The sequence below is a fragment of the Wenyingzhuangia sp. 2_MG-2023 genome (genome assembly GCF_030548295.1).
GTDB lineage: Bacteria > Bacteroidota > Bacteroidia > Flavobacteriales > Flavobacteriaceae > Wenyingzhuangia.
In genome coordinates this window covers 142,192-166,672 of sequence record NZ_JAUOSB010000007.1, presented here as the reverse complement: position 1 = coordinate 166,672, position 24,481 = coordinate 142,192, and the positions used below count along the sequence as shown (strand labels likewise).

At 31.8% G+C, this 24,481-nt stretch carries 20 protein-coding genes and 1 pseudogene; 19 read left to right on the top strand and 2 right to left on the bottom strand.

Going from position 1 to position 24,481, the window contains the following annotated elements; genetic code table 11:
- Positions 1-600: 600 nt before the first annotated feature.
- From Q4548_RS17230 to Q4548_RS10035, 9 genes and pseudogenes are all read left to right on the top strand, one after another.
- Entirely contained in the window at positions 601-687 is an 87-nt protein-coding gene (locus Q4548_RS17230) for a hypothetical protein (protein ID WP_369281298.1), read from the top strand.
- A gap of 300 nt (positions 688-987) precedes the next feature.
- Positions 988-1,344 (top strand): RNA polymerase sigma factor, encoded by a 357-nt coding sequence (locus Q4548_RS10065; RefSeq protein WP_303454438.1) that lies wholly within the window; start codon positions 988-990, stop codon positions 1,342-1,344.
- Complete coding sequence (locus tag Q4548_RS17225) at positions 1,329-1,526, top strand: sigma-70 family RNA polymerase sigma factor (protein ID WP_369281297.1); 198 nt, start codon at positions 1,329-1,331, stop codon at positions 1,524-1,526. Before Q4548_RS10065 ends, Q4548_RS17225 begins: the two co-directional genes overlap by 16 nt.
- 291 nt (positions 1,527-1,817) lie before the next feature.
- Positions 1,818-3,017, top strand: a complete 1,200-nt coding sequence (locus Q4548_RS10060) for a FecR family protein (RefSeq protein WP_303454437.1) — start codon at positions 1,818-1,820, stop codon at positions 3,015-3,017.
- A gap of 265 nt (positions 3,018-3,282) precedes the next feature.
- Positions 3,283-4,455: a SusC/RagA family TonB-linked outer membrane protein gene (locus Q4548_RS10055; RefSeq protein ID WP_303454434.1), complete on the top strand. Its 1,173-nt coding sequence runs from the start codon at positions 3,283-3,285 to the stop codon at positions 4,453-4,455.
- Between the two features lie 139 nt (positions 4,456-4,594).
- Positions 4,595-6,466: pseudogene (locus Q4548_RS10050) on the top strand (SusC/RagA family TonB-linked outer membrane protein); the annotation flags it as partial.
- Positions 6,467-6,477: 11 nt separating this feature from the next.
- Entirely contained in the window at positions 6,478-8,166 is a 1,689-nt protein-coding gene (locus Q4548_RS10045) for a RagB/SusD family nutrient uptake outer membrane protein (protein ID WP_303454431.1), read from the top strand.
- Positions 8,167-8,395: 229 nt separating this feature from the next.
- Positions 8,396-9,208 (top strand): GDSL-type esterase/lipase family protein, encoded by an 813-nt coding sequence (locus Q4548_RS10040; protein WP_303454428.1) that lies wholly within the window; start codon positions 8,396-8,398, stop codon positions 9,206-9,208.
- A 95-nt stretch (positions 9,209-9,303) separates the two neighbouring features.
- A complete protein-coding gene (locus Q4548_RS10035; protein ID WP_303454425.1) occupies positions 9,304-10,593 on the top strand; it encodes a ComEC/Rec2 family competence protein in 1,290 nt (429 codons plus the stop codon).
- A 334-nt stretch (positions 10,594-10,927) separates the two neighbouring features.
- Here Q4548_RS10035 and Q4548_RS10030 read toward each other — a convergent pair whose 3' ends face one another.
- Positions 10,928-11,083, bottom strand: coding sequence for a hypothetical protein (locus tag Q4548_RS10030; RefSeq protein WP_303454422.1), 156 nt, complete (start codon positions 11,081-11,083; stop codon positions 10,928-10,930).
- Between the two features lie 263 nt (positions 11,084-11,346).
- Between Q4548_RS10030 and Q4548_RS10025 the strand changes: the two genes are divergently transcribed.
- From Q4548_RS10025 to Q4548_RS09985, 9 genes are all read left to right on the top strand, one after another.
- Positions 11,347-11,760: a response regulator gene (locus Q4548_RS10025; protein ID WP_303454419.1), complete on the top strand. Its 414-nt coding sequence runs from the start codon at positions 11,347-11,349 to the stop codon at positions 11,758-11,760.
- Positions 11,761-12,303, top strand: a complete 543-nt coding sequence (locus Q4548_RS10020; RefSeq protein ID WP_303454417.1) for a heme NO-binding domain-containing protein — start codon at positions 11,761-11,763, stop codon at positions 12,301-12,303.
- Complete coding sequence (locus tag Q4548_RS10015; RefSeq protein ID WP_303454415.1) at positions 12,300-14,285, top strand: PAS domain-containing sensor histidine kinase; 1,986 nt, start codon at positions 12,300-12,302, stop codon at positions 14,283-14,285. The genes Q4548_RS10020 and Q4548_RS10015 overlap by 4 nt, the downstream gene beginning before the upstream one ends.
- Before the next feature lies 1 nt (position 14,286).
- Positions 14,287-15,420 (top strand): FIST signal transduction protein, encoded by a 1,134-nt coding sequence (locus Q4548_RS10010; RefSeq protein ID WP_303454413.1) that lies wholly within the window; start codon positions 14,287-14,289, stop codon positions 15,418-15,420.
- Entirely contained in the window at positions 15,420-16,472 is a 1,053-nt protein-coding gene (locus tag Q4548_RS10005) for an ATP-binding protein (protein WP_303454410.1), read from the top strand. Before Q4548_RS10010 ends, Q4548_RS10005 begins: the two co-directional genes overlap by 1 nt.
- A 1-nt stretch (position 16,473) precedes the next feature.
- The gene (locus tag Q4548_RS10000; protein WP_303454408.1) at positions 16,474-16,791 is read left to right on the top strand and encodes an Hpt domain-containing protein; all 318 of its coding nucleotides are present in this window, start codon (positions 16,474-16,476) and stop codon (positions 16,789-16,791) included.
- Positions 16,792-16,801: 10 nt separating this feature from the next.
- Positions 16,802-17,572: a LytTR family DNA-binding domain-containing protein gene (locus tag Q4548_RS09995; RefSeq protein ID WP_303454405.1), complete on the top strand. Its 771-nt coding sequence runs from the start codon at positions 16,802-16,804 to the stop codon at positions 17,570-17,572.
- A 541-nt stretch (positions 17,573-18,113) separates the two neighbouring features.
- Positions 18,114-19,496, top strand: a complete 1,383-nt coding sequence (locus Q4548_RS09990; protein WP_303454402.1) for a sulfatase-like hydrolase/transferase — start codon at positions 18,114-18,116, stop codon at positions 19,494-19,496.
- 58 nt (positions 19,497-19,554) lie between these two features.
- A complete protein-coding gene (locus Q4548_RS09985; RefSeq protein WP_303454399.1) occupies positions 19,555-20,784 on the top strand; it encodes a putative glycoside hydrolase in 1,230 nt (409 codons plus the stop codon).
- A 185-nt stretch (positions 20,785-20,969) separates the two neighbouring features.
- Here Q4548_RS09985 and Q4548_RS09980 read toward each other — a convergent pair whose 3' ends face one another.
- A complete protein-coding gene (locus tag Q4548_RS09980; protein WP_303454397.1) occupies positions 20,970-23,036 on the bottom strand; it encodes a lipopolysaccharide assembly protein LapB in 2,067 nt (688 codons plus the stop codon).
- A 143-nt stretch (positions 23,037-23,179) separates the two neighbouring features.
- Between Q4548_RS09980 and Q4548_RS09975 the strand changes: the two genes are divergently transcribed.
- Positions 23,180-24,442, top strand: a complete 1,263-nt coding sequence (locus Q4548_RS09975) for a sugar isomerase (RefSeq protein ID WP_303454395.1) — start codon at positions 23,180-23,182, stop codon at positions 24,440-24,442.
- The last annotated feature ends 39 nt before the right edge of the window (positions 24,443-24,481 follow it).

Here is a 24,481-nt window from a genome sequence, read left to right as displayed (position 1 = left end):
ATTCCAATATAAGTCAGTTTAAAAACTCCTAAATTAATGCTATCCTAATTCACACACAACTTTTGGGCTTGATCCATTATTTACTTTCAAATATTATTGCCAAAAAAGTGAACTTTATATTAGTTAGAGAAATGAATTTAGGTGTGCATATTTTATTACTGGCGTAAAAAGTATGGAATAGTAACAGTTCAAAGAGCTTGAAGAAGAGAATAATAGACTCAAACTGAGATCAGTCTAGATAATAGAATGTTGAAGTATTAATTTTATGAGTGATGCTCTTTTTGATGGTAGAAACGTGTGTGTTTAACGTTTTAGACGATTGTAATCGAGAAGCATTAGCTATTGAGATAGGATTCTCATATCCAGATAGAGCTGTGTTAGAAACACTAGAATGTTTAAAAACTAAAATATAAGGTGTGGTAATGGATCAGAATTTATCTCTAAGAGTTTTATAAACTGGTGTCAAGAAACTATATAGAAATTAAATATATATAACCTGGAAAACCAATGTAAAACGGATAAATAGAACGTTTTAATCGTTTCTTTAGAGAAGATATAATAGATATTTGTTGATTTAATAACAAATGTCGGTTTAGGGAAGTGAGAGATAATTGGAGAGAAGACTATAATTATAACCACCCACATAAATCATTAAGAAATAAATCATCGAAAAAAATATGTGTCTAGATTTGATTAAGAATTTAAATCCTTAATCAAATCTAACCTAAATAATAATTTATCAAATTTTAGCGTGTACAAATAGAGGGGAAGTCTACACGTGCTTAATTTCTTTGTGATAAATGTTTGTTTTGTCATCAGTTTGTTAGTTTTTTATGAAAAAACAATTTTTTTAGTGTTAATAAAAAAGCAAGTAGTAATGAATTAGGTTAAGTAATTATTAAGGATTAGGAGGGGGAGAAATAGATTAATATTATTATATAGTTTTACGGTATGGAAAACTCTCGAGATATAATAAACAAGAAGCTGATGGATCAGATAAAAAAGTCTGATGAGAAAGCATTTAGTTTATTATATGGAAGGTTTTGGGAGCAAATGTATAGTAAAGCATTTTCTATTTTAAAAGACGAAGGTCAGGCAAAAGATGTTGTTCAGGAAGTATGGATTAGTGTATGGGAACGTAGAATGGTAATTGATAATAGTAATATTAAAGGTTATTTGATTAATGCCGTTAGATTTAAAACGTTTAATTATTTAAGATATTCTAAAAAAAAGCATCTACTGGTTGAGGAGTTCTTAGATGTATATAATAAAGATGTGCAGTCAAATAATATTGAAGAGTTGGTGGATTTTAAAGATACTAATAAAAAATCAACAACACTATAGAAAGACTTCCTGAGAAATGTCAAAAAGTTTTTAAACTTAGCAGGGTTGATGGGCTAAATAACAGTGAGATAGCTAATAAAATGGATGTCTCACAGAGAACAGTGGAAACTCATATATCGAATGCTTTAAAAGTATTAAAAAATAGTATAGTAGTCGTTTTAAGCTATATTATTTTATACTAGTATTACTTAATGATATTTATATATCATTTCTGCTTTGATTATTAATATATACTTCTCTTGAAATTAAACTAGATTTGGAGTCTACATTAAGTATAAAATGAAGTTATAAAAAAACTCATATGAAACTATAAATAATTTTCATATGAGTTTTTTGTTTTAAAGACAAATTAATACTAGTTCTAATCTGTTTTATTATCAGTATAGAATTGTAAAAAACATCTGAGTAAAGTTTTTTATTTTTTTTTACGTGTGTTAATGCTTTGATGGTATATAACTATATAAACCTAATATATGAGGCATAAAGATATAGATAAAATCATTGAGAAATACCTTAAAGGAGAGGCGACATCAGAAGATATGGATGTGATTAGATCTCTTGAACTTTTTTCAGAGAATAGTACTACGGGTAAAGTATTTGATTCAGAAGAAGTTAAAAATGAAATAAAAGAAGATATTTTTAATGGGATTCAAGAAAATAAGAATACAAAATCACTTAAAGTTGTAAGGCCTAGTAAAAACATTTCTAAAAATGTTATATCACAACGTTTCAAATGGGTTAAATATTCTTCAGTAGCAGCTGTACTAATAGGTATTCTAGGAATAGCATATATGTTTAAAAAGAATCCGTCTAAATTTAATTATATAATTGAGTTTAATAATGATGTTGCAAGTACAAGCACAAATAAGATCGAACCAGGAACTATTAAGGCAACCTTAACATTACAAGATGGTTCGTTAGTTCTACTAGAAAAAGATCATGTATACCAAGCAAAAAATGTTAGTAGTAAAGGCAATGATATTGTTTACAAGTCATTAGTAGAATCGCCAAAAGAAATAGATTACAACTACTTAACTGTACCAAGAGGAGGACAATTCTCTATTACATTATCTGATAATACCGTAGTAACTTTAAACTCAGAATCACAAATAAAATATCCTGTTACTTTTATTGAAGGGGTAACTCGTGAAGTAGAACTTATTTATGGAGAAGCTTATTTTGATGTATCACCTAGTACAGAACACAAAGGGGGTAAATTTAGAGTACATAGTGCTTCTCAAAATATAGAAGTATTAGGAACTGAATTTAATATTAGTGCTTATAAAGGAGAAAACACAATACATACTACACTAGTAGAAGGTAAGGTTGCTGTTAATTTTAATGGTATTTCTAAAAATTTAGTCCCTAATCAACAATCAAGTATAGACTTGCTAACCAATAATATAAAAGTTAAAGAAGTCAATGTAGTAGATGTTACTTCATGGATGAATGGTGTTTTTACATTTAGAGGCTCAACTTTAAAAGAAATTATGATAGTAATTTCAAGATGGTATGATGTGGATATAATTTTTGAAAACAAAACCTTAGAATCTATTCCTTTTAAAGGTGTTTTAGGAAAGCATCAAGATCTTAATGAAATATTAGAAACAATTAAAAACTTAAGTATAATCAAAGCCTATGAAATAGAAGAAAAAATAATAAAATTAAAATAAAAAAGGGGACCTAGTTTTAGACCGTCCAAAGTAAAAACTATCCCCCCTACATGTAATTATTAACTACTTAGAATTAATAACATTAACAAACTTATGAAAATTAAACAAAAATGTGTCTTTTTTTATGTCATAAAAAAAACACTTCTTATTACAATGAGAACTTTTATTTTTTTGTGCTTTACAGCTGTATTTAGCTTGTCTCCTAGCACTATGATTTCACAAAACCATAAAATTAAAATTGATAAAAACGAATCTTTAACCGTAGATGAAGTATTTAATCATGAATCACACTGATTATAAATTTCTTTATCAGGAGGGAATTTTTAAAGACTCTCCGAAAATAAAAATTAATAAAGGGATTGTTCTTGCAAATGATTTATTGTCTAAAAGTTTATCACACGCTAATTATACATTTAGTTTTGGTAAGGATAATACGGTGATAATTAAACCAGACAATAACCCCGTCGAAATACAGAAAATTACCATAAAAGGAAAAGTAACAGATCATTTAGGTCAACCTCTTCTTGGGGTAAATATTATTGATAAAAAAAGCTTTAAAGGAGTTGTTTCTGACTTTGAAGGTAACTTTATCATGAATATTTCTGATAAAGAAACAACACTAATAATATCATATATAGGTTTTTTAACACAGGAGATACAAGTAAATAATAGAAATTATATCACAATTGAACTTCAACCTGAAGTTGGAGAACTTGAAGAGGTTGTTGTTATTGGTTACGGAAAGCAAAAAAAGAAAGATTTAACAGGTTCAATTACAACTGTGGATGGTGAGGTGTTGTCTAAAAGAAATGTTACTCAACTTTCACAAGCATTACAAGGAACTATGCCCGGGATAATGGTTACTCGATCAAGCGATGAACCAGGAGAATCCGCTAGTGTCAGAATAAGAGGGATTACAACAATTGGTGACAACAGTCCCTTGTTTATTGTAGATGGGGTGCCGATAGGCAATATCAATTATGTTAATCCAAGTAACATTGAAAGTGTCACTGTCTTGAAAGATGCTGCGTCAGCTTCAATTTATGGAGCCAGAGCAGCAGCAGGAGTAATATTGATTACGACAAAAAGAGCTAAAAAAGGTCAAATTAATCTTGAATATACCTCTAATATAGGTTTTGATAAGCCCACCGCATTTATTGAGAAAGTAGGTCCTCAGCGTTATCTAGAAATGATTAATGAGTGGGTGTGGAATGATGCTGGTAATACCCCAGGGCAGGAATATGCTTTATATACTCAAGATGAAGTTGATAATTGGCTTTTAAACAATCAAAGCAATCCTAATCAATATCCAATTACAGACTGGAAATCATTATTGCTTAAGAGGCAGACTACCAGACAGTCACATGAATTGGTGATAAGTGCAGGGGGTGAAAAGGTAAAAACACGTGCTAGTGTAAAGTATGATATGAGGACGTAGGAGCTTTATATAATCATAGGTCATTTACACGTGTTCTTACCCGAATTAATAATTCAATAGAAATAACAGATAAGCTATCTGCAGATGTTGATTTATCTCATAATTATATACATAATACAGTCCAGTATGGAATGCACTTTCCTATGCTCCAATTTATGCTGCTAAGTGGGATGATGGTAGGATTGCTGGAGGAAAAAATGGAGATAATGCATATGCTATGCTGAACTATGGTGGAAATGATGATTATTGGGTTAATAATATTAATGGCCGTTTTGGTTTAACGTTTAAACCAACAAAAAATTTATCTCTTACCGCAAGAGTAGCACCGAATCTTAAATCAGTAAAATATAAAACGTTTCGTAAGCAAATAGAGTATTATTCTGCGGATGATCCTACACAATTTGAAGGATTTATATCAGGATTTAATGCAACCAATCTTTCTGAAAGAAGAGTTGATAATTATAATTTAACAAAACAGTTTCTCGTTGATTATAAAAATTCTTTTAAAGAACATAATGTTAATGCAATGATTGGTTACGAAGATTTTTATGCCTTTAACGAAAGTGTGGGAGCTATTGGTAGAAATTTTGAATTAAATAGTTACCCCTATCTTGATTTAGCACCTGTTGATTTTATAACGGCCACAGGTTACGCTAATGAAAACTCTTACCGTTCATTTTTTGGTAGAGCTACATATGATTATAAGAGTAAATATTTTATACAAGGAAACCTTCGTTTAGATGGGTCATCTAGGTTTCATGAGGATTACAGGTGGGGGTCTTTTCCTTCTGTTTCTGCGGGATGGGCTATTTCTGAAGAATCTTTTATGCAAAACCTATCATCAATTTCTTTTTTAAAAATAAGAGGGTCTTGGGGAAATATGGGGAACGAAAGAATAGGTAACTATCCATACCAGTCTAATATTAATTTTTCAAATGGATTATTTTACCAGGGTAATGAAGTTGTTTCTGCAACTACTGCTGCTCAAGTAGATTATGCTATTCACGATATTTCCTGGGAGACTACTGAAACTTTTGATATTGGTTTGGACTTGCAGCTCTTTAAGAATAAATTCACTCTTAATGCAGATTACTATAAAAAAAACACGAAAGGTATGTTGCTTGATTTAGAGATTCCGGATTACATTGGATTCTCAAACCCTACGCAAAATGCAGGAGAGATGTACACTAATGGATGGGATTTTAACATCTCCTGGAAAGAAACAGTCAATGATTTAAGTTATACTATTTCTTTGAATCTATCAGATTCAAAGACTAAAATGGGAAATTTAAGTGGAATTGTTTTTGATGGAGCAAATATAATTCGTGAAGGCAGCGAATTTAACGAGTGGTACGGATATAAATCAAATGGGATATTTCAAACACAGGAAGAAGTAGATAACTCTGCAGTATTAAACTCTTCTGTTCAACCTGGTGATATAAAGTATCAAGATATAAGTGGTCCAGATGGTGAGCCGGATGGTATTATTTCACCAGATTATGATAGAGTTTTATTGGGAGGTTCTTTACCTCGCTATTTATATGGGGGATCTATTGATCTTAATTATAAGGGATTCGATTTTTCATTAGCAGTTCAAGGGGTTGGAATGCAGAATAGTTATTTAAATTCTAATTTAACAAAACCTTTTGTAACACAATGGGGAAATGTGTCCAAAATTATTGATGGTAATTATTGGAGCCATTATAATACTCCTGAACAAAATTTAAAAGTTAGATATCCGAGGCTTTCATACACTAGTGAATCTGCTAATTATTCAACTTCCGATTTTTGGTTGATAAATGGAGCCTATTTTAGGTTAAAAAACATTGTTCTAGGATATACATTTCCAGAGACTACTCTTAGTCAGGTAAAGCTGAAAAACATTCGTGTTTATGGTTCTGTAAATGATTTATTTACAATTAGTCATTTTCCTAAAGGATGGGATCCGGAATCAGCTTACAACAGTTTGATCAACACAACTATTAATCTTGGTATATCAGTTAAATTTTAAAATTTTATTTCATGAAAAAGTTTATATTTTTATTTGGAATTATCTCTATAATCTCTTGTTCAGAACTAGATTTGAATCCATTATCATCAGGTTCAAGTGAAAACTGGTATTCTAATCAGATTGAGTTTAATTTGGCCCTCAATGATTTATATAGGGACTACCCTTGGGCCATAGAAGTTAGCTATCGAACTGAAAGATATTCTGATAATTGGAATCAAAGACTCTCATTATATTCGTATCCAGGAGGTACGATTTCAAGTGACTGGAGTGACGCTGGAAGTAATTGGGTTAATTTTTACAAAGGTATTTCCAGAGCCAATAGCATTGTTTATAATCTACAGGAAGAGAATAATGTCGTAGCTGAAGAATTTAGAAATCGTTATGAAGCAGAAGCTCGATTTATGCGAGCAACTTTCTATGGAACCTTAATCTTTCTTTATGGAGATGTTCCATACTTTACTGAATATCTTGATATTGATCAAGCATTTAATATTGGGAGGACTGATAAGGATGAAATACTTAATAATATTTATGAAGATTTTGATTTTGCCGCTGAGCATTTGCCAGAAAAGTATGGTAGTGGTGAGCTAAAAAGAGCTACTAAAGGTGCTGCATATGCAATGAAAGCTAGAATAGCTCTTTATTTTTCAGATTGGGAAGTAGTAAAAAATGCAGCAGAAGATTGTATCAATTTAGGTGTTTATAGCTTACATCCCGATTTTGGAGAATACTTTCTTTCAAGTACTAAAAATTCAGATGAAACAATTTTTGCAATTCCTAGATCACAACAGCTTAATTCTTTTTGGAGTCCGAAAAGTTGGATGCCCAGAACAGTAGGAGGAACTTCTACAGCTCAACCTTCATGGGAGTTGTTTTATTCATTTCTATGTACGGATGGATTGCCTGTGGATGAATCACCCTTATTTGATCCTAAAGAACCATTTAAAAATCGTGACCCAAGATTAGCTGAAACAATTGTTCCATTTGGTAGTGTTCATTTAGGTGTTGTATATGATCCACATCCAAATTCTAAGACTGTATTAAATGTTAGTACAGGAAAGATGGTAAGAAATAGAGATACACGTAGTGTGGATATATATGCTTCTTATAACGGACTGACTCTGAATAAAGGAGTAAGTGATGTTTGGCTTACACAAAAGGTAGATAATGATATTATTTTAATGCGATATGCTGATGTGTTGTTAATGAAAGCTGAAGCTGACATTGAATTAAATGAAATAGACGAATCAACACTTAAAGCTATTAACCAGGTAAGAGCTAGAGCTTATGGAGTTAATGAAAGCGAAGTCTCAGAATATCCAAGTGTTCAGGTCAGTTCTCAATCTGAACTTCGTACCATTTTAAGGACGGAAAGAAGAGTAGAGTTGGCTTGGGAAAATCGTAGGTTAGCTGATCTTATAAGATGGAGGTTAGCTGAAGTGGCTTTAAGAAGACCTGTGTATGGATTGTTGGATTCTAGTGATTTACTAGAAAAAATTGTTGATGAAGGGCTGTGGTTTTTACCAGAAGCTCCTGAAGTCGATGAAAATGGACTTGTTGATTTTTCTTCTCTATACAATAAGGGGTTAATTAGTAAACATGTTGAACGTAATTTTAATCCAGAAAGGCAATATTTATGGCCTATACCTTTTAAAGAAACTCAAATTAACCCCAATATAAAACAGAATCCAGGCTATTAATAATATGTTTTAATATGGAATAATACCCCGTTATACATTTTGAACAAACACATTCAATTTTCAAGATTGAATGTGTTTTGAATATAATTTAATCTGAATTCTTAAACTCTAAAAAATGTGCAACGGGGTAATAATAGATTCTAAATTGATTATTAATAAAAATTATTTGGACTTCATTAAAATATTTAATCTAAATCAAAAACTAAAAATTTCATTAATAAAATAAATTATGATAAATAAGAGGAAATGGATTGGAATTATATTTTTTATATTTCTTCTTTCGTGTACTGAGAATCAGAAGAATGGTTTAACAGAAGATAATTATGATGATGCTGACAATCAGACTGAATCTGTAATTTCGAAATCGAATATTCAAGTTTTTAATGCTGGCGTTTCGGGTAATACTTCCGATGACTTAATTAATCGCATTGAGGAAGATGTTATAAATCTTAGTCCAGATATAGTTATTGTTATGGTTGGAACAAATGATATGGTTAATTCGAAAAAACTTGTGCCATATAGTACCTATAAAAACAATATAACCAAAATTGTAAAGGATCTAAAGCAGGAATCAATTGATGTAATTTTAATGAGCCCACCACCAGTCGATTCGGAATTTCTTTACACTAGACATTCTGAGGAAGTGTTCCTAAATAACCCTCCCAACCAGAAGTTGGATTCTGTAAGGAATATTCTCAAAGAAACCTCTTTACAATTTAATGTAGGATTTGTAGATGTTTTTTCAGAGTTTGAAAAAAGAGGACTCCCAAAGCATAATCAAGATGAATTTATTAGAAATTTATATAATTCAGGTTCTGAGGATGGTGTTCATTTGACACCAAAAGGCTACATTTTACTTAGCTCACTATTGTTTGAATATCTTTTAAATAATAATTATTTGGACAAAAAAAATCTAAAGATAATTTGTTTTGGAGACTCTATAACAAAGGGGGTGCATGTAGAGGGGTCAGGAACTTCATTGGGTGAAACGTATTCTGCTGTATTATTAGATTTTATTAAAAAATTTAAAGACAAAAATTGATTACTTGATTATAAATAAAAATTATTTAGACTTTATAGATATATGAAATCTAAAAACAAGAAAAATACAAACTTCATTAATAAAATAAATGAATTATGATAAATAAGAGTAAGTGGATTGGTTTTATTATTTTTATATCTCTTCTATCATGTACTGAGAATGAAAAGCAAGATTCAACTGGAAATAATAAAAATGAAGATGGCGATCAGAACGAGTCGATAATAGGCAAAACTTTGCCTGCATGGGAGGATGGATACTTGGATATACACGCTATAAATACAGGGCGTGGTGAGAGTGCATTACTTATTCTTCCCGATGGAACTACGATGTTAATTGATGCAGCAGGCTCATTAATTTCTCCTACAGCCGAAATACCACCTCCTCCACAAAAGCCAAATGTAAATGTATCTCCTGGTTTAACAATAACCAATTATATCAAAAAATTTATTAAGACAGCAAGCAACAAGTTGAATTATATTATGCTAAGCCATTTTCATCCTGATCATATGGGAAGCTATGATACTGACTTGCCTTTGAATCCTTCCGGTGGCTTTCGCATTGGAGGGGTTACAGAAGTAGGAGCAAACATTGCTTTTGATAAAATTATCGATAGGGGATATCCTGATTATGATTTTCCAACAGATATGACCTCGGATCCCATGATGGCGAATTATATTAAATTCATTGAGTGGGCCAAAGATAGCTATGGTGCTACAGCAGAGAGATTTAACGTTGGTGAGGTTGGTCAAATAGTTCTGAAACAAAATCCGTTGAAATATTCTAATTTCCAAATTCGAAATATTGCAGCAAACGGAAAAGTGTGGACAGGAACCGGAACGGAAATAAGAAATACATTACCTGAGGGGGAGGATTTGTTGAGCGCAAACCCACCAGAGAATATTTTTAGTATAGGGCTTGTATTGTCATATGGTAAATTTGATTATTTCACGGCTGGCGATTTACAGTACAATGGTAGATCCACAGATTACTGGAAAGATATGGAGGCTCCGGTTGCTAAGGTCGTAGCATCCGTAGATGTCATGAAAGCTAACCATCATGGTACTGCCAATTGTAATGGTGATGAACTTTTGCAAAGCTTAAAGCCCAATGTTGTCGTTACTCACACATGGCGAGATATACATCCTAATCCAGAAACTCTTGGCAGAATATATAATGCGCAAAGTTCTTCTAAAGTATTTACTACAAATCTGACATTTGATAATAGGCAAAGGTTAGGAGCCTATCTATCTAAAATAAAAAGTACACAGGGGCATATAGTTGTTCGAGTGGAACCAGGTGGAGGAAAATATTCGATTTATATATTAGATGACAGTAATCAAAATTATAAAGTGACACAGTTTTTTGGGCCTTATGAAAGCAACTAGAGGTGTGATAGAAGATTTATTATAATTATTGTTTAATAATCGTTACACTATAAAGATAGCCCTAGCTTTAAAATTAATTTTCAAACACTTCTACTCGTAACAAAGGAGGAATATAAAAACTAATATTGATGCTGTTAAAAATATCATTTTGATTTGAGTAGTTAAGTAATTGGTAGTTAGTGTATTATTTTTATTTAGTACATGCCATGTGGGACCACTACTTAAAGCCTAAAACCATCTCAGTCCGAGATGGTTTTTTTGTGCTTAAAACAAAAAAGAAGAGGAAGTAATGATATATCATTACTTCCTCTTCTTTTTATGTGGTTGTTTGCAACTACACGGCTATATTGTTAATTTCTTGTTGAAATAAATTGAATTGTTCTGGAATTAAATTTCTTTTTGCTTCTGTGTAGGTAGAAACATACAAATAAGGATTTCCTTTTACTTTTTGTAATAATGTTGAATACTGAGAGTAGGTCAAGTTTTTCATAAGTGTAAAGTTTTAGTTAGTTGTGTGCTTCAAAATTAGTTTGTTAAGAGTTTTAAAATTTAGGTATTTCGTCAAGCATAAACTCTTGTTAGTTATGTGGGTATCTTGTAACGATAAGTTGAATTGCATCTACTCTTAAAAACGTTTTCCCGTTTACCGATAGATAACTACGTTTCACCGATACTAAACCATGACATATCGAATTAAACTGCTTTTATTTTGATTAAGGTAGTAATTTTATTTTTGAATATTAAATTAAAGTGATGGACAACTCATTAAAAATATTATTGATTGAAGACGATACCATAGAGGTGATGAAATTCAATAGAGCGTTATCAGCTTTAAAATTAAATCATAAACTACAAAATGCTACTAATGGAGAAGAAGCATTAAAAATATTGGAGCAAAAAGATAGATTACCTGACATTATTTTATTAGATTTAAATATGCCTAAAATAAATGGTATTGAGTTTTTAACAATACTCAAAAATGATGAGGTTCTAAGATACATTCCTACAATAATCTTGAGCACATCAAACAATAAAAAAGATTTGCTAGAATGTTACAAAATAGGAATAGCAGGCTATGTGCTAAAACCTTTAAAATACGAAGAGTACGTTTCTAAAATTGAAAAACTTCTAGCTTATTGGAGTGTTAATCAATTAATAATGATATAAGTGAAAGGAATCATCTTTACAGAGTTTTTAGAATTAGTAGAAGAGAAATTTGGTCTAGAAATGGTAGATCAAATTATAAATCAATCAGAATTAGATTCAGGAGGTGCTTATACAGCCATAGGAACGTATGAGTTTTCCGAAATGTTACAGCTAATTACAAATCTGAGTAAGAACATATCTGTTTCTACAGATGATCTCTTGTTGGTGTTTTCGGAACATCTTTTCCAAGCATTGGTCAAAGGTCACCCAAATTTGGTTGCACATTATAAAGATCCTATGAATTTACTGGCATCCATAGAAAATCATATCCATGTAGAGGTACAAAAAATTTACCCAGATGCTCAGCTTCCAACGTTCGATTTGATAGAAAAATCTGACAACAAAATGGTCATGATTTACAAGTCCGATAAAGGGTTGTATATGTTAGGAAAAGGATTGATGAATGAAACATTTAAATTGTTTGGAGAAAAAGCAACCATAGATTTTGAAAAATTGAAGGAAGATGGAACTGAAGTGAAATTTACCATTCTAAAAACCTTATGAGTAGCGATCAGGTAGAAATATTGAAAAGAGCGTTGGCTAGGGAGCGCTCTGCAAGAAAACAAGCTGAAGATATTTTAGAAAAAAAATCGGCAGAATTGTTTGACTTAAACCTAGAAAATAAAAAATCCAAAGAAAAATTAGAATCTTTATTAAAGGTTAAAAACTCTGAGTTAAAAGGGTTTTATATCAATATTGTAGATCCATACATAATGATGGATTTGTCTGGGAACGCTATCAAAATGAACCAAGCGGCAGAAGACTTATTAGGTTATAGGTTGGATGAAGAGACTCTGAATTTGATGAAAATAACCCAGCCAGAAGAATATGAGCATATTGCAAATTCCTTTAAAATATTACACACTACAGGACGAATTACTGATTTTAGAACAAAGTTAATTACAAAAAACAAAACTTTAAAATTGGTGCACGTAAATGCTAGTGTTATCTATGATGAACACAACAATCCTATTGCTGCTCAAGGAATTTTAAGAGATATTACAAAACAAAATGCAGCAGAACAAGAGTTGATAGAGTCTAGAAATAGATTGACAACACTTATTTTAAGTCTAGACAGCAGTGTTATTTTAGAAGATGAACACGATGATGTGATGCTGACCAATCAAAATTTTTGTGATTTGTTCGAAATCAACTGTCCACCTGAAAGCTTGAAAGGGAAAAGTTATATTGACATTTTAAAAGAATCTAATTTTGCAGCTAAAGTAGAAGGAGGTTTTGTACTTAGAACTCAAGAAATTTTAAATAATAAAGAAACGGTTATAGGGGAGGAAATTAAATTGAAAGATGGAAAAGTACTAAAAAGAGACTACATCCCAATTTTTAAAGGAGAAAACTACAAAGGACATTTGTGGAGCTTTAAAGATATTTCCCTAAGAAAAAGATATCAAAAAAGTCTAGAAGCAGAAAAACAAAAGTATAGCAACATTATTGCTAATATGAATTTGGGCTTGATAGAATTGAACAAAAAAGGAGAAGTTATTTTTGCAAATCAAGGATTTGTAGACATGTCTGGGTATGCCAAAGAAGAATTGCTAGGGAACTTAGTAGGAGAGCTTATATTGAGTAAAAGTTCGAAAGATAAAATGACTGAAGCAACAGACAAACGAGAAAAAGGTGTTTCAGATTCATATGAAATAGAGATAAAAAATAAAGAAGGAGAAAAGAGATATTGGTTGGTAAGTGGTGCTCCTAATTACAATTTAAATGGGGAATACACGGGGTCTATAGGAATCAATTTTGACATTACAGATATAAAGAAATTAGAAAAACAAAAAGAACAATTGCTTGTTGAATTGGCCAAGAGTAATGAAGGTTTACAAGAATACGCACACGTTGTTTCTCATGATTTAAAATCTCCATTAAGAAGTATAGATGCTTTGGTTTCTTGGATCAAAGAAGACAATGCAGGAAAGTTGGATGAAATGACTCTTCAGAATTTTCAAATGATTGAAAAAACATTGGAAGTTATGGAAAGTTTAATTTCGGATGTATTGTTGTATTCTAGTGTAGGTGCAGATTTTGAGAAAAAAGGAAATGTGAGTACTAACGACATGGTTTATCAGCTATTAGAGGTAATGTACATTCCTGAAAATATAAAAATTACTTGCAAACAAGAATTGCCAATAGTTACAGGAGATAAAATAAAGTTGCAACAACTGTTTCAGAATTTATTAAGCAATGCAATTAAATTTTCTGACAAAGAAAAAGGGACTGTAGAGGTTTCTTGCAGAGAAACAGATACGGATTATGAATTTTCCGTATCAGATAACGGAATTGGAATTGATAAGGTTTATTTTGATAAAATCTTTCAAACTTTTCATTCGTTAAACAAACGAAAAGACTCTTCAGGATTGGGCTTGTCTATTGTAAAAAAAATAGTAGAACTGCATAACGGGAAAATTTGGTTAGAAAGCGAATTAGGAAAAGGAACTACATTTTATTTTACAATTAAAAAAGACATATAGAATGAAAAAGGTACAACTGAGAAGAAATGGAAAAGGAGATTGGGAGTTTTTAGGAGAAAAACAAGCATTGGTAAATCCTTTGGTACTTGTCTTTGGAGATAGATTGGTTTTAGAATCTATTGCTATTTATGAAGAAGTTAGTGAAATTTTTGAAAATGCTCATGTTGTCATTGGTTCTTCTTGTGGAGAAATAACCAATCATTCTATAGAAGAAGAAAAAGTAGTAGCTACGGCTATTGAGTTTGAAAAAAGTAAATACATTGTAAAAAGAAGCAATCTTTTAAAATCTGGACAAGATAGTTTTAAAGCCGGTAAAGAATTGATTGAACAGTTTCCTGTAGAGGGATTGAAGTATGTTTTTGTGCTTTCAGAAGGTAGTTTTGTAAACGGAAGTAGATTGACTCAAGGTATGGTAAGTTCATCACCACCAGAGGTCTTGATTACAGGAGGTTTGTGTGGAGATTCAGAAAGGTTTGAAAAAACGATAGCCTCTTACAACGAAGAGCCTAAAGAAGGAGAAATTATTGCGGTTGGTTTTTACGGAAATGATATTGAGGTCTCGTTTTCTAGTTATGGAGGATGGACGCGTTTTGGACCACAGAGAACAGTAACCAAATCAGACGGAAATATATTGTATGAGCTGGATGGAAAACCAGCACTAGATTTGTACAAAATGTATTTAGGAGACAAGTCAAAAGAATTGCCAAGTGCTGCTTTGTTATATCCGTTGGATGTACAGTTAGAGGGAGAAGAACAATCTATTGTAAGAACTGTATTGGGAATTGATGAAGAGAAAAACGCCATGATTTTAGCAGGTGATATTAGTGAAGGTTGTAAGGTTTTTTTGATGATGAGTAATATTGATAATTTGGTTTATGCATCCGAAAAAGCAGTACAACAAGCCAATTCTGGAAGAGAAAAAGAGGTAGAGTTGGCAATTTTAATTAGCTGTATTGGGCGTAAGTTGGTGTTAGATCAAAGAGTGGAAGAGGAAGTAGAAAATTTAGCGGGAACAATAGGCGATAAACCAACAATTTGTGGATTTTATTCTTATGGAGAAATTGTTCCTTTTGATGGGGAATCTACTTGTAAATTGCACAATCAAACCATAACAATTACCTTAATAAGTGAATAATGAATGTGTTGCTAAAGAGACAGTTGAAAAAGTTTGATTTAGAAAAACTTGCGGAAGACCCTAGTTTTAAAGGGTTTTTAGAAAGTGTAGGTAAATCATACCAAAACTATGAAGATCAATTTAAGATGCTTCAAAGAGCAATGGTGCTAAGTTCGGATGAACTTTATGAGGCGAATCAACTTTTAAAGAAAGATGCTGAGCAACAACAGTTGATTATAGACCAGTTAAAAAATGTTGTTACCGTTTTAAAAAAATCAGGAGATGTTGTAAATGTGTCTGAATTACCTTCTAATAACAAAAGTTTTAAGTTGGTAGATCTGATGGAGCAACAAGCTCAGGAAATTGTAGAAATCAACAAACAAAGAGAAAAATTATTAGAGGAATTGGCTTATCAAAACAATGAATTGAGTGAATATGCCCACATGGTTTCTCATGATTTAAAATCTCCCTTGCGTAGTATTGATGCATTGACTGCTTGGCTTAAAGAAGATTATAATACTGTTTTTGATGAAAATGGTTTGGATACATTGACTTTAATTCGAACCAATGTTGAAAAAATGGATTCGTTGATTACAGGGATTTTAGAATATTCAACCATAGATAAAAATAATTATAAAAAATATCCTGTTGATTTGGATTTGATGCTAGCTGAAATGTTAGGGTTTATAAATGTTCCTAATCATATTCAAATTGCTATTGTAAACAAATTGCCAGTTGTACAAGGAGACAAACATCGTTTGCAGCAATTGTTTTTAAACCTTATTGTAAATGCAATTTCTTACAATGACAAAGAGGAGGGAGTGATAGAGGTAGGTTTTGATTCTATGGGAGCATTTTATCAGTTTTATGTTAGAGACAATGGTAAAGGAATTGCAGAAGATTATCTAGAAAAAATATTCAAAGCCTTTTTTAAATTAGAAAACAATCCTCAGTCAATAGGAATTGGATTGTCAATCGTCAAGAAAATAGTAGAGCTCTATAACGGAAAAATTTGGGTCAACTCAGAATTGGACAAAGGGACTACTTTTTATTTTACTTTACAAAAAGAATAATATGGAAACTCCAAATTTTAACTACATCAAACAACTGTCTGGTGGCGACTTAAGTTTTGAAAATCAGTTGTTAAACGTTATTCAAGATGAGTTTCCTAAAGAAAAAGAAACTTACTACAATAGTGTAGAAAAAGGAGAAACAAAAGCAATTGCAGAAATAGTGCACAAACTTAAACATAAAATTAGTATTTTAGGTTTAGAAAAAAGTTATGAAACCGCGATTCTGTATGAAGAAAGTCTCAATGAAGGAGAGTTTGAATATCAGAAAGAATTTGAAGACATATTAACGATTATGACTTCTTTTTTGGCATCGCTCTAAACGCACACTTATGAATTGTATTATTATTGACGATGAGGCAACTTCTCGATTGGTTATTGGTCAGTTATGTAGCCATGTAGATGATTTGAATGTGGTAGAAGAATTCTCTAATGCTATTCAAGCGATAAAGTTTTTGAATCAAAATAAAATTGATTTGATTTTTTTAGATATTCATATGCCAGATTTTACAGGTTTTGACTTTATTCAAACCATTAAAAATCCTCCCAAAGTTGTTTTGATTACTTCAGATAGCAATTTTGCTATTGATGCTTTTGAATACGAATGTATTTGCGATTATATTGTAAAACCTTTGTTGCTGCCACGTTTTTTAAAAGCGGTTCAAAAAGTAACCAAAGCCATTCAGCTAGAGAATTCGGTTGCTCCAGTAGCTTCGGCATCCGTTGCTACAAATATAACTTCCGAAGTTGTAGAAGACACAAAAACAAACAAAGAAGAACCATCGTCTTCAGGAAATGATTTGTATGTGAATATTGATCGTAGATTGGTAAAAATAGACATTCCTAGTATTTATTTGATTGAAGCTAAAGGAGACTATATTCAGATAAAAACGGATGCGAAAAATCACATAGTGCATTCTACGCTTAAAAAAATCGAAGAAAAATTACCCAAAGACTTATTTTTAAAAGTACACAGATCTTATGTCATCAATACCAAAATGATTATTGATATAGAAGACAACAGTGTATTGATCAAAAAAGATGTAGTTCCGGTAAGTCGTTCCAATAGACCAGAATTGATGAAAAGATTGAATCTATTATAAGTTTTAAGAAAGATTGTTTTTAAAAGCTTCCCATTTTAACATAATTTCAATTCGATATAGTTAAACACACTAGCAATTGCCGATGCAATGTTACTGTGGTTTCCGTAACCTTTAACAGACCGATACTCGTTAAATTTATAACCTACATTGCTCTGTATTCTATATGTACCTTGTTTTGGATCATCTTCTATGCATTGGTGTCCAAGAGCAGTAGTCAACCCATAAAACCAGTCTTTGTTAGTGGCAATAACTTTGTCTTAGATTGGGTTAAAAAACATCAATAATATTAAATAGAAGATAATTTGGTTTAAAGCAGTTCCCTCAAGTGTCACAGTTCTTTGTTGTTTAAGTTAAACGTGTGTGTGGCTATTTGTCTTATGCAATTAATGTTTTACTAAAGAATAAATTGATAACTATCTCCAACTCAAGAATTGGTATTTGCTGTTTTGATGATTTAAAGCAAAACAATGCTAGATATGAGAAATTATGATAGCGTATTTGATGATAAATTTGTAACAGTTAAAAAACTCAACACATAATAATGAAATACTATAATACAATTTTCATAAAGTTTTTAGTTCTTCTTTTAATCTCTATCAATAATTTAACCTTAACGGCACAAGATAAAAGACAACCTAACATCATTTTTATTTATGCAGATGATTGGGGGTATGGAGATTTAGGAATTCATGGAAGTTCTTTTTGCGAAACACCAAGTTTAGATAAAATGAGTGCAGAAGGAATAGATTTTCAAAATTTTTCAGTAGTAAACCCAGTTTGTTCTCCAAGTAGAGTTGCGGTTATTACAGGTCAGTACCCCGCACGTCATAGTGTGCATGGTCATTTTGCGTCTGTAGAATCTCATGTTAAAAGAAATATGCCAGATTGGTTAAATCCAAAAGCTCCAATGTTGCCTCGTATGTTAAAAGAAGCAGGGTATACAACAGCACATTTTGGTAAGTGGCATTTGTCTAATACACATATTAAAGACGCACCTTCTCCTTTAGCATATGGTTACGATGAGTATGGTGCTTTTAATTTACCAAGTGATTTACATCAAATGCAGGTAGATTCTACTTTGTATAAAACTATTGAGTTTGCAAAACGTAATAAAAACAAACCTTTTTTTGTAAATGCATGGATTCATGCAACGCACACACCACACTATCCTAAGAAAAAATACATGGATAAATTTGCTCATTTAAATGAGCAGCAACAAGTTTATGCTGCTGTTGTGGCAGAGTATGATGATCGTATAGGGGAACTTTTTAAAACCTTAAAAGAATTAGGTATAGATAATAATACACTGGTTCTTTTCTCTTCAGATAATGGACCTGAATTTACAGGGAATGAGAGTCATAAAATAACCGAAGATAATTCTACAGGACCAGGCTATGGAATTTACTATTCTGTAGGTACTACGGGTGGGTTAAAAGGAAGAAAACGTTCTTTATTTGCGGGTGGTGTTCGTATTCCGTTTATTGTTAGGTGGCCAGGAACGGTACCTGCTGGAGTGGTTAATAAAACAACAAAGTTGGCTACCATAGATTTACTGCCTACTTTTTTAGAGTTAGCAAAATTAGATCTACCAAAAGGGTATAAACCAGATGGAGTTAGTATTGTAAGAGCTTTAAAAGGAGAGGTTATGGAACGTGATAGTGAAATTTTTTGGGACTGGAGATTTTCTAGTAATCGAAAATATTTTTGGCCATCGGGTGGGGTTCAAAAAGGTTCTTGGAAATTGTTGACGAATGAAAAAATAGGGAAAACAGCGTTGTATAATATTGATTCAGATTGGAGAGAAAAGGTAGATGTTTCAAATCAAAACCCACAAATAGTAAAAGAATTAAAAGATAAATTAAAATCATTTAAAAATACATTGCCTATATCGGCACCAGAAAGCTGTTTTTCAAGTGAGAGATAGTCGTAGCTCATCAAATGATCCAATTTTTTTAATGAAGTGTTTGTCTAATATATAAGAAATGATGATTCAGAATATAAAGAATAATATAACCGTTTTATTGTTGCTGCTACTTTGTGGAGCTTGTAGTGTGTCAAAAATCAATAAGAATGCTGAGGGGACAACCCAACAAGAACATAAAACATTTTATGTGACAGATGGTACGGAGTTTAAAGCTCAGGAGTTTTATCCTAAATTTAGTTGGGAGGTAACACCACAATATTTTATGTTTGGTGATGGGACAAGATTGTTAACATCTAAAGAAGTAAAGACGATTGCTAATAAAGCAGATTTTATCTGTATCGAAAAAAATCATGCTTGTAAATCATTAAAATTTGCAGAAATAGGAGCCAAACAGGAAATAGCTAATTTTAAGGCTATTAAACCAAGTATAAAAGCACTTTACTATTTTAATTCAGCTTATGCATGGCCATTTACTTCATACAATCAAAATTTTACAAAAAATAAAATTAAGAATTATCCAGAGTTAGAGAAGTTTTTAATTCATAACAAAGAAACAGGTGAATTAGAGCATAGAAATAACACCTTTTATTTTGATGTTTTAAATCCAGAATTTAGAGCGTGGTGGGTAAAAACAGTTGTTCAAGGAGTGAAGGACTCTGATGCTGATGGTGTTTTTATAGATCAAATGCATGCTTTTGTTTGGCTACGTAATTCACAAACAAAAGAGGTAGAGGCTGCAATGGGAGAAATGATGATGAATTTAAAAATTGGATTAGGACCAGATAGAATTCTTTTAGGAAACAACGCATCTCATGTTGAAGAGGTTTTTCCAGCAATAGATGCTGCTATGTTTGAGCATTACAATGAAAAAGCTTTAGCAAAAGAAAATTTATTAAAAGAGTGGGGGTATATGTTAGCAAACGCTAAAGCAGGAAAAATGTCAATTTTTAGAATTGGTGTGGAGGCTGAAATAGAAGAGGCAAGTCAAACATTAATAAAAGGTTCAAGGGGAGAATCTCTTGAAGAATTGTCTAAGGAAAGGTTAGAATATTATCAAGCATGTTTTTTAATTGGTGCACAGCCTTATTCTTACTTTCAATATGGTTGGGGGTGGCGTTTAAGTACAGGACCATTGGTAGAGTATCCAGAATTACTTAAACCTTTAGGAGCACCAAAAGGAGCTTTTAGTAGACTGAATAAAGATAGTTGGGAATTTACTAGAGAGTTTGAGCATGCCAAGGTGTGGGTTGATACTGAAAAAAAAGAAGCTAAAATAACCTGGTTTTAGTTTTTTTGACTGAAATAGATTAAAATACAAATTAACAACAAGTACGCGTTAAAATAAAGCCAGTGGTCAACACTGGCTTTATTTTAATTTGTTTAATTCTTTAATTTCGTTTTTAATGGCTGTTGTAAAAAAGATCTAAATTAAGTTGGTTCCAACAGACCAGAATTGATGAGAAATTGAACCTATTATAAGGTTTTAAAAATAGGTTTCTTTAAAAACTTACCAATCAACCTGATTCCGAACTCGGTATATGTAAATCCACTAGCAGCTGCCGATGCAATGTTACTGTGGTTTCCGTAACCTTCAACAGACCAGTACTCGTTAAATTTATAACCTACATTGCTCTGTATTCTATAGGTACCTTGTTTTGGATCATCTTCTATGTATTGGTATCCAACAGCAGTAGTCAACCCGTAAAACCAATCTTTGTTTGTCGCAATCGCTTTGTCTTTGATTAGATTTACAAAAAGTTCAACAGCTTTAAATTTAGAAGGACTAAAATAAATAGTTGGTACTTGGTTCTTAAAACCTAACGACTGGAAATTGATTCCTGTTTTTAAAGCAGGTTTTTGCAGTAGGTTGTAATATAAAGATGTAAAAAGTAAATTTCTAACATTATCATCATTCTGAGATGTATAATAATATTGAGTAAACCATCCAAAATTAAAGTTGGTGCTTAAATTGTAATTTGCATAAAAATGATTTTGAATCAATTCTCGGTTTAACAACTCGGCATTAAAGTTTTGCAACTCTCTTAAGTAACCAAAATCTAAATTTTGAAGTTTGAAAGGTTTGGTTTTGAACTGTAAATGTGTGGAAAACTGATTGTATTCTGTAGCATCACCACTCACATTGTCAATACCCACAGTACCTATAAAATTAATTTTAGGATGTAGTGAATAATCCACTCCTAACCCAAATGAGTTGGACGTGCTTTGATTGTCTGTAACATCGTTCACCGCATTTTTGTATTGATAGTTTGCCAAAAGTTTAGTTTTGATGTTTATAGGCAATGTTATATTGGAGGCAGAGGTGTAACTCTCACTATCTCCATTGTCATAGCTATAACTTGCTTTGGTTTCAAATGATGGAATGTAACTAAGATCTAATTGTTTTATAAAGTTGGTGGCATCTTTTTGTTTTGGAAAAAAACTAAGTGTTTTTTCAGCAGCCAAATAAGCTTCACGTATTTTGTTATTTGCTTTTAAAGCATTGGCTTTTCCCAAATTCCCATCAAATGAAGCTTGGTCGTTTTCCAAAATAAGATCGTATGCTTTTAGACTTTTGCTAAAATCTCCAGTATATGTATACAAAGTAGCTTTAAGGGCTAATATCCAACTTTCACTTTCTTTGTCTTTTGAAATTTCGTCAATGTAATTTTTAGCTTGCTTAAATTTTCTATTCCAAATTAAAGACTGTGTATATCGTTCTTGTGTGTTTTGTGTATCTTTTGCTTTGGTGTTTTGGGTTAGTTCCGAAAGTGTTTTGGTGCTAATTTCTAACGCTTTTTTGTCTTTCTCTTGCAAGTGTGCAAGTAATGATAAGTTGTTTTTTGCGGTAAAATATAAGGTAGTGTCTTTGGTCATTTCTGAATATACCGTTTCTGCTTGGGTATATTTTTTTGCAATGACATAAGTGTTTCCTAAATTAAGCAGAATGTCTTTGTCTTTTGGAAACAATTGCAAATCTGTAGTTAATGTTTCAATAGCTTCAGCGTATTTTTGATTCTGGACCTGTTGATTTGCCAATCCTAAATAAATGTACTTTTTAGAAACCATTGCATTTGGATTTTTGGGCAAAACATCTAAGGCTAAGTTTACATAATTAAGAGCATCATTGTATTCTTTTAAATTAGATAAGGTGTTGGCATAGCCCAATAATGCAGGAAAACTTTTGTCGTTTGTTTTTACCAGTTTTTGATAAAAGTCTTTGGCTTTGTTATATTGTTTGTTCCACAATAGAGATTCTGCGTAATTCAATTTTATTTCAAAATCACTAGGATAAGTTTCCAGCAAATCGGTAAATATTTTAACAGCTTTGTCAGATTTTCCATTCAGCCCCACTGCTCTTCCGTAGCAGAGTTTGGCAGTTTTGTTGTTTGGATAGTCTTTTAACACGTTGTTAAAAAAAACTTCGGAACTTGCGTATTTCCCAGTTTCTAATAAGGTGAATCCTTCTTGCATTTGTTGTGCAAATCCAAAACTAGAATAAATAAAGAATACAAGGCAAATAAGCTCTTTTAGGTTTTTCATAGGTAACATTTTTATGGAATACAATTTAAGGATTATAATCCATTCACTCATCGATATGAAATGGTTGTTGAACGAAATAGAAACGAATTTGAGACAGAAATGAAAGACTTTTGGATTAAATTGTAACTTAATCGAACGGAAAAATGGAAACAATGTCTATTGCTAAGAAAAGAGTTTTGACTCAAGAAAATTTATTTATGCTAAGTGTATTGGTAGTAAATGCTGGTAATTACTTATATAATTTGTTATTGGGTAGAATTTTAGGGCCAGAGCAATTTTCGGATGCGGCGATCTTAATTACCTCATTATTAATACTATCTTTTGTAGCAATGACTTTTCAATTGGTGGTTGCAAAGTTTTCGGTAACTATAGAAGAGGAGTTTTACAATGTTTTTGTAAATAAGGTTTATAAAAGCGCAACAATTGTAGGGCTGGTTTTTGGAGCGCTAGTCGTTATTTTTTCTAAAGAATTGCAACAGGTGTTTCATACAACATCTTGGTCCATGTTTACCATTTTTGGAATAGGAATTCCATTGTATTTTTTGATGAGTGTCAATAGAGGTTTGTACCAAGGAAAAAAAGAATTCAAGTTGTTATCTATTACATATCAAGCGGAAATGGCAACAAGACTTGTAATTACATTGCTATTAGTTATATTGTTTCCCTCTCATGCTTCTGTAATGATTGCCATTGGAGTATTGGTTTCTTTGTTTGTTGGTTTGTTTCCGTTCAAATTTGATCCAAACTTTTTGAAGAGTGATGTTCTGTTACCGTCTAAGGAGTTGACTTTGATGAAACGTTTTTTTGCTATTACAGCTTTTTACGAACTGTCTCAGATCATTATTAACAATAGTGATATTCTTTTGGTAAAACATTTTTTTGATGCATACCAAGCAGGATTGTATGCTTCTTTAGCCTTAATAGGACGCATTGTTTATTTTATTGCTTGGATGTTTGTAATGTTGTTGCTGCCAACTGTGGTTCAATTAAAAAAAGAAGGAAAAGATACCACGCAGGTATTGTCTAAATATGTGTTGTATATAGGAATGATTGCTTTAGCGATTGTTTTAATATGTAAATTTTTTCCTGTGCTTATTGTACAGTTGCTTTTTGGTAATGCATATGTTTCTATTGCTCCGTTAATGTGGAAATATGCTCTTGCAACGGGAGTTTTTGCAGTAGCCAATATATTTGCTTACTATTTTCTTTCGTTGGACAAATATGTACCAGTTATTGTCTCCGCTATATTTGGAGGAATGCAAGTCGTTTTAATTGTATTGTATCATGAATCTTTAGAACAGGTTGTGCACATGCAAATTATAGCAATGTTATCCTTGTTTTCTTTCCAATTGGTCTTTTTCTTTTGGGATGGCTTTGTTTCTAAATACAGGAAAACCTTAGTTTAATAACAGTTCACCGACACTAAAATGCAGTTGGTCTATAAA

Excerpts from the sequence above, each read along its gene's own strand:
- Q4548_RS10065 (WP_303454438.1), top strand. The coding sequence starts at position 988 with ATGGATCAGATAAAAAAGTCTGATGAGAAAGCATTTAGTTTATTATAT.
- Q4548_RS10060 (WP_303454437.1), top strand. The coding sequence starts at position 1,818 with ATGAGGCATAAAGATATAGATAAAATCATTGAGAAATACCTTAAAGGA.
- Q4548_RS10055 (WP_303454434.1), top strand. The coding sequence starts at position 3,283 with ATGAAGTATTTAATCATGAATCACACTGATTATAAATTTCTTTATCAG.
- Q4548_RS10045 (WP_303454431.1), top strand. The coding sequence starts at position 6,478 with ATGAAAAAGTTTATATTTTTATTTGGAATTATCTCTATAATCTCTTGT.
- Q4548_RS10040 (WP_303454428.1), top strand. The coding sequence starts at position 8,396 with ATGATAAATAAGAGGAAATGGATTGGAATTATATTTTTTATATTTCTT.
- Q4548_RS10035 (WP_303454425.1), top strand. The coding sequence starts at position 9,304 with ATGATAAATAAGAGTAAGTGGATTGGTTTTATTATTTTTATATCTCTT.
- Q4548_RS10030 (WP_303454422.1), bottom strand. The coding sequence starts at position 11,083 with ATGAAAAACTTGACCTACTCTCAGTATTCAACATTATTACAAAAAGTA.
- Q4548_RS10025 (WP_303454419.1), top strand. The coding sequence starts at position 11,347 with ATGGACAACTCATTAAAAATATTATTGATTGAAGACGATACCATAGAG.
- Q4548_RS10015 (WP_303454415.1), top strand. The coding sequence starts at position 12,300 with ATGAGTAGCGATCAGGTAGAAATATTGAAAAGAGCGTTGGCTAGGGAG.
- Q4548_RS10010 (WP_303454413.1), top strand. The coding sequence starts at position 14,287 with ATGAAAAAGGTACAACTGAGAAGAAATGGAAAAGGAGATTGGGAGTTT.
- Q4548_RS10005 (WP_303454410.1), top strand. The coding sequence starts at position 15,420 with ATGAATGTGTTGCTAAAGAGACAGTTGAAAAAGTTTGATTTAGAAAAA.
- Q4548_RS10000 (WP_303454408.1), top strand. The coding sequence starts at position 16,474 with ATGGAAACTCCAAATTTTAACTACATCAAACAACTGTCTGGTGGCGAC.
- Q4548_RS09995 (WP_303454405.1), top strand. The coding sequence starts at position 16,802 with ATGAATTGTATTATTATTGACGATGAGGCAACTTCTCGATTGGTTATT.
- Q4548_RS09990 (WP_303454402.1), top strand. The coding sequence starts at position 18,114 with ATGAAATACTATAATACAATTTTCATAAAGTTTTTAGTTCTTCTTTTA.
- Q4548_RS09985 (WP_303454399.1), top strand. The coding sequence starts at position 19,555 with ATGATGATTCAGAATATAAAGAATAATATAACCGTTTTATTGTTGCTG.
- Q4548_RS09980 (WP_303454397.1), bottom strand. The coding sequence starts at position 23,036 with ATGAAAAACCTAAAAGAGCTTATTTGCCTTGTATTCTTTATTTATTCT.
- Q4548_RS09975 (WP_303454395.1), top strand. The coding sequence starts at position 23,180 with ATGGAAACAATGTCTATTGCTAAGAAAAGAGTTTTGACTCAAGAAAAT.